The following is a 9785-nucleotide window of genomic DNA, read 5'->3' as shown; positions in this document are numbered from 1 at the left end:
TCGCGCATGTCGTCGGTGTCGGGCTTGAAGGTGAGGCCGAGCACGGCGATGGTCTTGCCGCGCAAGCTACCGCCGAGCGCCTGGCTCACTTTGCGTGCCATCGCGCGCTTGCGGTTCTCGTTGACCGCCAGCACGGATTCGACGATGCGCAAGCTCACATCATAATCCTGCGCGATCTTGATCAGCGCCTTGGTGTCCTTCGGGAAGCAGGAGCCGCCGAAGCCCGGACCTGCATGCAGGAACTTGGTGCCGATGCGGTTGTCCAGACCAATTCCGCGCGCCACTTCCTGGACGTTGGCGCCGACCTTTTCAGAGAGGTCCGCGATCTCGTTGATGAAGGTGATCTTGGTCGCGAGGAAGGCGTTGGCCGCGTATTTGATCATCTCGGCGGTGCGGCGCTCCGTGAACATCAGCGGCGCCTGGTTCAGCGATAGCGGCCGATAGATGTCGCCCATCACCTTGCGGCCGCGCTCGTCGGAGGTGCCGACGACGACGCGATCGGGGAACTTGAAGTCGCGGATCGCCGCGCCCTCGCGCAGGAATTCGGGGTTGGAGGCGACGACGACGTCGGCCTTGGGGTTAGCCTCGCGGATGATGCGCTCGACCTCGTCGCCGGTGCCGACCGGAACGGTCGACTTGGTCACCACGACCGTGAAGCCGGACAGCGACTGCGCGATCTCTTTCGCGGCGGCGTAGACATAGGACAGATCGGCGTGGCCGTCGCCCCGACGCGAGGGCGTGCCGACCGCGATGAACACGGCATCGGCCTCCGCGACCGGCTTCGACAAATCGGTGGTGAACGCCAGCCGCTTGGCCTTGACGTTGGTCGCCACCAACTCGTCGAGCCCGGGCTCATAGATCGGGATCTCGCCGCGATGAAGTGCCGCGATCTTCTTCTCGTCCTTGTCGACGCAAATGACGTCGTGACCGAAATCCGCAAAGCAGGCCCCGGACACCAGTCCCACATAGCCCGTCCCGATCATCGCGATTCGCATGAAAAACCCTGTTTTGGCTTGGTTAACGAAACCCCAATTCGGGGGCGGTTTAGCATTTTCCCGAGCTGAGGGAACAGTTCGCGTTGCAAAAACCGGCACACGAATTGTACCGGTAAAGAAATCGTAAGCCGCCAGGCTCCACATTGCTCCGTGTTCACACAGGCCCGGGCGGAACACGCCTCGAAAAGAGACACAATGGCACCATCAGGCACAATCGCCGCGAGCGGGGGACTCAAGGCCCCTTCTGCTGCGCGTGTCGATTGGGTCGATTACGCCAAGGGCATCTGCATCGTCATGGTCGTGATGATGCATTCGGTGCTGGGGGTCGAGCTCGCCGCCGGCAAGACCGGTTTCATGCATGTATTGGTGGCCTTCGCAAAGCCGTTCCGGATGCCGGATTTCTTCCTGATTTCGGGGCTGTTCCTGCCGCTGGTGATCGACCGGGACTGGCGAACCTATCTCGACCGCAAGGTGGTGCATTTCGCCTATTTCTATGTCGTCTGGGTGACAATCCAGTTCGGCTTCAAGGCCCCGGCCTTCGCCGCGGAAACGAGCTGGCGCGACGCCGGCCTGCTTTATCTGGAATCCTTCGTCGAGCCGTTCGGCACCCTGTGGTTCATCTATCTGCTGCCGATCTTCTTCGTCGTCACAAAACTGACACGGCGAATCCCGCCGCCCGCGATCTGGCTCGTTGCGGCTGCGCTGGAGACGGCGCGTGTCGCAACCGGCTGGACCGCGATCGACGAGTTCTGCGCGCGCTTCGTCTATTTCTACTCGGGCTATCTGTTCGCACCTTACGTGTTCGCGCTGGCGGAACGCGCGCGCAATCATCCCGCATGGGCGCTGGCAGCGCTCGCGATTTGGGCGCTGGTCAATGCCGGCCTGGTTAGGTGTGGGGCCAGCGAATGGACGATCGTCTCGCTCGTCCTCGGCTTCGCCGGCGCCTGCGCCATCGTCACGACGGGCGCGCTGCTCGCGCGCGTGCAATGGCTGAATGTCTTCCGCTTCTGCGGCGAGCATTCGATCGTGATCTATCTGGCCTTCTTCCTGCCGATGGCGGCAACGCGGACGCTGCTGCTGCACACCGGTATCATTCCCGACATCGGTGCGGTGTCGCTGATCGTCACCATCGCCGGCGTGGTCGGATCGCTCGCGATCTGGCAGATCGCGCTGCGGCTCGGCGGCAATTTCCTGTTCGAGCGGCCCGACGCGTTCTGGATCGCGCCGAAGAAGGCGGGCGTGCGATTGCAGGCGGCGGAGTAGCGCTCCGCTGTCGTCGCCCGGCTTGACCGGGCGACCCAGTATTCCAGAGACGGCAGTTTTATCGACCGATAGGCCGCGGCGAACTGGATTCCCAGTCAAGCCGGGGAATGACAGTGGGGATAGCGGCGCAAGCAAGCCAAAAATCCCTCCCGCCAGGCTGTCAAACGCCGCAAAAATTCATACATTGCAGCATGCCCAAAACCTCCCCCAAAGCCGCCGAGACCAAGCCCACGTCCGCCAAGCCCGTCGCCGCCAAGGCGGCCGGCAAGGGCGATCACGTCTTTCTGGTCGACGGTTCCGGCTACATCTTCCGCGCCTACCATGCGCTGCCGCCGCTGAACCGCAAGTCCGACGGGTTGCAGGTCAATGCCGTGCTCGGCTTCTGTAACATGTTGTGGAAGCTGCTGCGCGACATGCCCGCCGACAACCGGCCGACGCATCTGGCGATCATCTTCGACAAATCGGAGGTCACGTTCCGCAACAAGATCTATCCCGAATACAAGGCGCACCGGCCGCCGGCGCCTGACGATCTGATCCCGCAATTTTCGCTGATCCGCGAGGCCGTCCGCGCCTTTGACCTGCCCTGCCTGGAACAAGGCGGCTTCGAGGCCGACGATCTCATCGCAACCTATGTGCGGCAGGCCTGCGAGCGCGGCGCGAGCGCCACCATCGTATCCTCCGACAAGGACCTGATGCAGCTCGTCACCGATTGCGTGACCATGTACGACACCATGAAGGATCGCCGCATCGGCATCCCCGAGGTGATCGAGAAATTCGGCGTGCCGCCGGAGAAGGTGGTGGAGGTGCAGGCGCTGGCCGGCGATTCCACAGACAACGTGCCCGGCGTGCCCGGCATCGGCATCAAGACCGCCGCGCAACTGATCGTCGAATATGGCGACCTCGAGCAATTGCTGTTCCGCGCCACCGAGATCAAGCAGCCGAAGCGGCGCGAGGCGCTGATCGAGAATGCCGAGAAGGCGCGGATCTCGCGCCAGCTGGTGCTGCTCGACGACAAGGTCGAGCTGGAGGTGCCGCTGGACGATCTTGCCGTCCACGAGCCCGATGCGCGCAAGCTGATCGCGTTCCTGAAGGCGATGGAATTTTCCACGCTGACGCGCCGCGTTGCCGACTATTCGCAAATCGATCCCGCCAATGTCGATGCCGATCCAGGCTATGCCAGCGGCGCCAGCGTCTTCTCGCCGTTGCCGCCTTCGGACGTCGTCCCGACCCCGGGAACCGGCGCGCCGGCGCAAGCGCCAGTGGGCCAGCGCAACGCTTCGGCCAGCAAGGAGGACAAGGCCGCGAGCCCGAAGGGCGCGCCGATTTCTCTCGCAGCCGCGCGCGAAGAGGCTTTGCGCAAGCTTCCGGTCGATCGCAGCAAGTACCAGGCGATCAAGTCACTCGCAGAGCTAAACGCCTTCATCGCGCGCATTCATGATACCGGCCATGTCGCGATCGAGATCCGCGCGAACTCCGTCGATCCGATGCAGGCCGATCTCTGCGGCATCGCGCTGGCGCTGGCGCCGAACGACGCCTGCTACGTCCCGCTCGCGCACAAGCAGTCCGGCGGCGGCGGCGGCCTGTTCGACGCGGGCCTCGCGCCCGATCAGGTCAAGCACGCCGACGCCATCGAGGCGCTGCGCCCTGCGCTGGAATCATCCGGCATTCTCAAGATCGGCTTCGACGTCAAATTCACCGCCGTGATGCTGGCCCAGCACGGCATCACCTTGCGCAATACCGACGATGCGCAGCTGATCTCCTATGTGCTGGACGCCGGCCGCGGCTCGCATGGGCTGGAACAGCTTTCCGAGCGTTGGTTCGGCCACCCCATGCTGAAGGAGAGCGAATTGCTCGGCAGCGGCAAGGGCAAGATCACGTTCGACCAAGTGCCGATCGACAAGGCCGCGCCGCTGTCGGCGGAAGGCGCGGACGTCGCCTTGCGGGTCTGGCGCGTGCTGAAGCCGCGCCTCGTCGCCGAGCACATGACCGCGGTCTACGAGACGTTGGAGCGACCGCTGGTCGCGGTGCTCGCGCGGATGGAGCGGCGCGGCATCTCGATCGACCGCCAGGTGCTGTCGCGCCTGTCCGGCGACTTCGCGCAGACCGCCGCGCGGGTCGAAGCCGAGATCCAGGAGATCGCGGGCGAGCCCGTCAATGTCGGCAGCCCGAAGCAGATCGGCGACATCCTGTTCGGCAAGATGGGACTGTCGGGCGGCACCAAGACCAAGACCGGCGCGTGGTCCACCACCGCGCAGGTGCTCGACGAGCTCGCCGAGCAGGGCCACGACCTCCCGAAGAAGATTCTGGAGTGGCGCCAGGTCTCAAAATTGAAATCGACCTACACCGACGCGCTGCCGACCTATGTCCATCCGCAGACCCACCGCGTGCACACGACCTACGCGCTGGCCGCGACCACGACGGGCCGGTTGTCGTCGAACGAGCCGAATTTGCAGAACATTCCGGTGCGCACCGAGGACGGACGCAAGATCCGGCGCGCCTTCATCGCGATACCGGGGCACAAGCTCGTCTCCGCCGACTATTCGCAGATCGAGCTGCGGCTGCTTGCGGAGATCGCCGACATTCCCGTGCTGAAGCAGGCCTTCAAGGACGGCCTCGACATTCACGCCATGACCGCATCGGAAATGTTTGGCGTGCCGATCGAGGGTATGCCGAGTGAGATCCGCCGTCGCGCCAAGGCGATCAATTTCGGCATCATTTACGGCATCTCGGCGTTCGGCCTCGCCAACCAGCTCGGCATCGGCCGGGAGGAAGCCTCCGCCTACATCAAGAAATACTTCGAGCGCTTCCCCGGCATCCGCGCCTATATGGACGAGACGCGGGATTTCTGCCGGAGCCACGGCTACGTCACCACGCTGTTCGGGCGGAAAATGTACTATCCCGACATCAAGGCCTCGAACGCCTCGGTGCGCGCGTTCAACGAGCGCGCCGCCATCAACGCGCGGCTTCAGGGCACCGCCGCCGACATCATCCGCCGCGCCATGATTCGGATGGAGGATGCCCTGGTCCGGAAGAAACTGACTGCGCAGATGCTGCTCCAGGTCCATGACGAATTGATCTTCGAGGTGCCGGATACAGAGGTCGCGGCGACGCTGCCGATCGTGCAGCACGTGATGCAGGACGCACCGTTTCCGGCCGTGCTGCTCTCGGTGCCGCTGCATGTGGATGCGCGCGCGGCGAACAATTGGGACGAGGCGCACTAACGGCAGAATTGTGCGCTGCGTAACGATTCCTCCGTCTCCACGCCCCTAGGTTGCGGTCACCCCGATTCAATGGAATGATGCCGTCATTTCAGGGGGAGGCGACCGATGCGCACGACAATTTGCGTCGTAACGTTCATTGTTCTTTTGTTGATGGGATTTCTTGCGACACCAGGCGTCTTTAAGGTCGTCAATCCGGAATATCTGCTGGCGCTTCATGAATACGGCCAACAGCTCGCCGGGCTTTCTCAAGATGCGAGCGACACAGACATCAAGCTTGCCGAGCACCACACGCAAATCTCCAAACTAGAGCGTGGCCTGAAGGAGCTGGCGGCGGCCCTGACAGCCAAACAAAGCAGCATGACTCTCGCCGGCGCTCCTGCCGAGGAAATTGCGAAAGCCGGGCTTGAAGCTGGGATAAAAATGACCGGGCTAAACGCCGAGTTGGACCAACTCAACGGCGAATTCGCAGATCTGAAAGCCAAGAAAGTCACCATCAACTCGACTCAGACGGAGGTCCGAAAAAAGCTGGATGCGGCCGCGATAGACAGCACGAACATCTATGTGGTGGCGCGCGCGCTGTCGCTTGGAGCAATTGGCGCGCTGATGTCGATTTTCGCAAAGCACCTTGCCGGCCCTCCGTCGCGCGCCCTTTTCGAAGACAGAGCATCGATCGGCAGGATGTGGGCCTCGCTCGCGATGGGCGGAATCGTATCGGTCGTGGTGGTCGGGTTGTTCTTTACCGGATTCATTTCGATCTTCGCAAACTCGACTCAAACTACAGGTGAAACCGACTTTTGGAAGGTGACGATCCTTTGCCTGCTCGCCGGAGCATTTTCAGATCGGCTGTTTCAGGCGGCGTCCGGGCGAATGGATACCTATCTCCGCGCCGGAGACGGCCGATCCGCTGTCAATGTGAATGCGGCAACCGGCGCGAGCACAGCGCAGGCAGGTCACGGGCAATAGGCATCCCTGCGGGACGCGGGAATCGAATTGTCCTCCGAGCAATTGCGCGATGGCCCCACCGGCCAGCGCATATTAGAACCGCTGCATCTCCCGCACCGGTTCTCCCATGCCCCATACTTCCGCCCTGCTCGGCTTCGCCCTCGTCTGTCTCGGTCTCGTGCTCACGCCCGGGCCGAACATGATCTACCTGATCTCGCGTTCGATCACGCAGGGCCCGGCGGCCGGCATCGTCTCGCTCGGCGGCGTCGCGCTGGGCTTCGTGTTCTATATGCTGTGCGCGGCGTTTGGCATTACGGCACTGCTGCTCGCCGTCCCCTTTGCCTATGACGCGCTGCGCTTTGCCGGCGCCGGTTATCTGCTGTGGCTGGCCTGGCAGGCGGTGAAGCCGGGCGGGCGCTCGCCGTTCCAGGTCAGGACGCTTGCGATCGACAGCCCGCGCAAATTGTTCGCGATGGGGTTCGTCACCAATTTACTCAACCCGAAGATCGCGATGCTGTATCTGGCGCTGCTGCCGCAGTTCATCGATCCCACCGTCGGCAGCGTGCTGACGCAGTCGGTGGTGCTGGGGGCGATCCAGATCGCGATCAGCGTCAGCGTCAATGCGATGATCGCGCTCGCGGCGGGATCGATCGCGCTGGCCCTTGCGAGCCGACCAAACTGGATGCTGGTGCAGCGCTGGCTGATGGGTACGGTGCTGGCCGGGCTTGCGATCAGGATGGCGGTCGAGGCGAAGAAGGTGTGATGGATTGAGGTGTCATGCCCCGGCATGACCGGGGCATCCAGTACACCGCAGCCTCTCGGCTCAATCACCATCGCCTCTGGAATACTGGATCGCCCGATCAAGTCGGGCAATGATAGCGCCTCGTCAATCCAGCTTCGCCTCCATCCCGCGCTTCACGGCCGGGCGCGCCATCAGGGCCTCGTACCAACGCTTGACGTTGGGGAAGTCGGCCAACTCAACCTTGTGGCGAGGGTGGCGCCAGGCCCAGCCCAGGATGGCAAAATCGGCAACCGAGAGATCGCCGGCGACGAAGTCGCGGGTCTCCAGCCGGCGGTCGAGCACGCCATAGAGCCGTCGCGTCTCCACCATGTAGCGCTTGAGGCCGTAGGCGCGATCCTGCTCGTTCTCGAGCGCGATGAAATGGTGCACCTGGCCCGGCATCGGCCCGAAGCCGCCCATCTGCCACATCAGCCATTCGTAGACGGGGATGCGCCCGGAGAGCGATTTCGGCAGGAATTTGCCGGTCTTTTCACCGAGATAGAGCAGGATCGCGCCAGACTCGAAGATGCTGACGGGCTTGCCGTCCGGGCCATCGGGATCGACGATCGCGGGGATCTTGTTGTTCGGGGAGAGCTTCAGGAATTCCGGCGCCATCTGCTCGCCCTTGCCGATGTTCACCGGAATCACCTTGTAGGGCAGCCCCATTTCCTCCAGCGCGACCGAGATCTTGCGGCCGTTCGGCGTGTTCCAGGTGTGCAGCTCGATGGTCATTTTTGGCTTGTCCTTGCCCAGTGTCCTGGCCCAGTTTCCTGCCCGGGATATCCGGCATCCACCTACTCCAGAAGGTTGCACCCCCACAACCGGCGCTCCGGGATGGCCGATCCCTGTTGACGGGGGACGCCCCCTCTGGAATGTCGTGGCCGTCGCGGATAAATTCTGCCACTTCCAAAAACGCTCCCGAGGGACCGCCGTGTCGAAATCAGCCTCCCGCGCCCGCCTGTTCGAGATCATCCGCCGGCGCTCCTTCGGCCGCGGCGAGGTGACGCTCGCGTCGGGCCGCAAGAGCGATTTCTACTTCAACCTGAAGCCGACCATGCTTGACCCCGAGGGTGCGACCCTGCTCGCCGAGCTGACCTATGAGGCGCTGAAGGACGACAATCTCGATTTCGTCGGCGGCCTCGAGATGGGTGCGGTGCCGCTGGCCGGCGCGCTGGCGCAGATCTCCTGGATCAAGGGTCATCCGATCGCGGCGTTCTTCGTGCGCAAGAAGCCGAAGGAGCATGGTGCCAAGCTCGCGATCGAGGGGCTGCCCAGGGGCGAGACGCTCGAGGGCAAGCGCGTCGTGATCGTCGAGGACGTCACCACCACCGGCGGCTCGGCGATGAAGGCGGTGGAATCCGTGCGCGAGACCGGCGCCGAAGTGGTGCTGGTGCTGACCATGGTCGACCGCGAAGAAGGCGCCGACGACACCTTCGGCGCAGCCGGCCTGCCGTTCCGCTCGCTCTACAAGGCGTCGGAATTTTTGAAGGCCTGACCGCTCTCTTGTCCCGGGCGCGACGCAGCGCGTAACGACGCGCCGCAGAACCGGGACCCAGCTTTCCCCATCCGCATGGGCCCCGGCTCTGCAGCGTAGCGCTGAAGAAGCGCTGCGCTGCGTCCGGGGCACGGGGAGCGTTCGTCACGCACCCTCCCTCAACCGCTCATTTACCATCCCGCTTTATGGTGAACCATGTGCTGAGACCTGATGGGTCCCGGCCGATTGAGTAGCGTCGGGTGGAGTAAGCGTTTGCGTACAGTCATGTCCCATGCGCGCCGGCGGCGGCGCGCGATGCTTGTCGCCGCCACACTGGCAGCACCGCTGCTTGCGGCCCCGGCCCCGGTTTCGGCCGAGGGCCTGTTCGACTTCTTCTTCGGCGGCATGCAGCAGCAACGGCCGCAGCGTGAGGTGCCGCAGCAGGCGAGCTCATACGCCGACCCGTTCACCGGCCAGCAAAATGCAGCAACCCCGCAATACGTGCCCCCGACGCGTTCGGCCGCGGCCGGCGGCTCGGGACCCGCGTTCTGCGTGCGCAGCTGCGACGGCAAATATTTTCCGCTGATGCGCGGCCTCGCCTCGCCCGCGCAGATGTGTCAGGCGTTCTGTCCTGCCAGCACGACTAAAATCTATTTCGGCTCCTCGATCGACGGCGCCGCGTCGCAGACCGGTGAGCGCTACGCCGACAGCGAGAACGCGTTCGCCTACCGCAAGGCGCTGCGCGCCGACTGCACCTGCAACGGCCGCGAGCCGGTCGGCCTCGCTCCGGTCGATCTGGCGCTGGACTCGTCGCTGAAACCCGGTGACGTGATCGCCACCACCGACGGCCTCGTCGCCTATACCGGCATCCGCGTCGGCAACGACCAGGCTGCCGACTTCACTCCGGTCGCCTCCTATCCCGGCCTCACCGCGCAGGTTCGCGCGCGCCTCGGCGAGATGAAGGTGGCGCCGGTGCGGGCGGAAACGGTGGCGGCGGATGCGCCGGCCGCCGAGATCGTCCGCGAGACGCTGCCTGACGTGACGGTGCCGAAGACGCAGAAGCCGGCGAAGCGGGCGGGGCTGGATTAGGGTCCACTGCATCCGAGCCG

Annotated in this window: 7 protein-coding genes and 1 pseudogene; 6 read left to right on the top strand and 2 right to left on the bottom strand. The window is 64.0% G+C overall.

Going from position 1 to position 9785, the window contains the following annotated elements; translation table 11 throughout:
* Window positions 1-995, bottom strand: a pseudogene (locus tag IVB31_RS32120) (UDP-glucose/GDP-mannose dehydrogenase family protein); the annotation flags it as partial.
* Window positions 996-1190: 195 nt separating this feature from the next.
* Between IVB31_RS32120 and IVB31_RS32115 the strand changes: the two are divergent.
* From IVB31_RS32115 to IVB31_RS32100, 4 genes are all read left to right on the top strand, one after another.
* Window positions 1191-2258, top strand: a complete 1068-nt coding sequence (locus tag IVB31_RS32115) for an acyltransferase family protein (RefSeq protein ID WP_247332045.1) — start codon at window positions 1191-1193, stop codon at window positions 2256-2258.
* Window positions 2259-2449: 191 nt separating this feature from the next.
* Window positions 2450-5479, top strand: coding sequence for a DNA polymerase I (polA, locus tag IVB31_RS32110; protein ID WP_247332044.1), 3030 nt, complete (start codon window positions 2450-2452; stop codon window positions 5477-5479).
* A gap of 105 nt (window positions 5480-5584) precedes the next feature.
* The gene (locus IVB31_RS32105; protein ID WP_247332043.1) at window positions 5585-6442 is read left to right on the top strand and encodes a hypothetical protein; all 858 of its coding nucleotides are present in this window, start codon (window positions 5585-5587) and stop codon (window positions 6440-6442) included.
* A 106-nt stretch (window positions 6443-6548) separates the two neighbouring features.
* On the top strand, window positions 6549-7184 hold the full coding sequence (locus IVB31_RS32100; protein WP_247332042.1) for a LysE family translocator: 636 nt from the start codon (window positions 6549-6551) through the stop codon (window positions 7182-7184).
* 123 nt (window positions 7185-7307) lie between these two features.
* On the opposite strand, the gene IVB31_RS32095 is transcribed toward IVB31_RS32100, so the two are convergent.
* Entirely contained in the window at window positions 7308-7934 is a 627-nt protein-coding gene (locus IVB31_RS32095; protein WP_247332041.1) for a glutathione binding-like protein, read from the bottom strand.
* 199 nt (window positions 7935-8133) lie between these two features.
* Here IVB31_RS32095 and pyrE point away from each other — a divergent pair, with 199 nt between their 5' ends.
* Both pyrE and IVB31_RS32085 read left to right on the top strand, forming a co-directional pair.
* The gene (gene pyrE / locus IVB31_RS32090; RefSeq protein WP_247332039.1) at window positions 8134-8697 is read left to right on the top strand and encodes an orotate phosphoribosyltransferase; all 564 of its coding nucleotides are present in this window, start codon (window positions 8134-8136) and stop codon (window positions 8695-8697) included.
* Window positions 8698-8991: 294 nt separating this feature from the next.
* A complete protein-coding gene (locus IVB31_RS32085; RefSeq protein ID WP_247332373.1) occupies window positions 8992-9765 on the top strand; it encodes a DUF2865 domain-containing protein in 774 nt (257 codons plus the stop codon).
* Window positions 9766-9785 lie beyond the last annotated feature (20 nt).

Origin of the sequence: Bradyrhizobium sp. 21, assembly GCF_023073335.1 — a bacterium.
Classification (GTDB): Bacteria; Pseudomonadota; Alphaproteobacteria; order Rhizobiales; family Xanthobacteraceae; genus Bradyrhizobium.
This window is presented reverse-complemented; position numbering and strand designations above follow the sequence as displayed.